The following is a 354-nucleotide window of genomic DNA, read 5'->3' as shown; positions in this document are numbered from 1 at the left end:
GAGTCACAATTAGCTGAAGTATATCGTGATGATGATGGTAATGTGATTGGTGGGAAAGCACCTTCTGGTCATGAAGTTGAGTTAGTAAAGGAAGAATCATACTTCTTCAATATGAGCAAGTATGCTGATTGGCTACTTGATTACTACAAGACACACCCTAATTTTATTCAACCTTCTGCTCGTATGAATGAAATGATCAAGAACTTTATTGAACCCGGTTTGGAAGACCTAGCTGTGACACGTACAGCATTTAAGTGGGGTGTTCCAGTAGCATCAGATCCAGATCATGTGGTTTATGTGTGGATTGATGCATTATCTAACTACATTACTAAGTTAGGTTATATGTCTGACGAC

At 38.7% G+C, this 354-nt stretch carries 1 protein-coding gene; it reads left to right on the top strand.

Annotated elements, in window-relative coordinates:
* Window positions 1-354: class I tRNA ligase family protein (locus CP370_RS09635; RefSeq protein WP_143467919.1), on the top strand; the 354-nt coding region annotated here is incomplete at both ends.

The sequence above is a fragment of the Lactobacillus sp. UMNPBX19 genome, assembly GCF_002553805.1.
Lineage (GTDB): Bacteria > Bacillota > Bacilli > Lactobacillales > Lactobacillaceae > Lactobacillus.
Note: the sequence above shows the minus strand (reverse complement) of the source record. Positions and strands in the feature narration are given on the sequence as shown.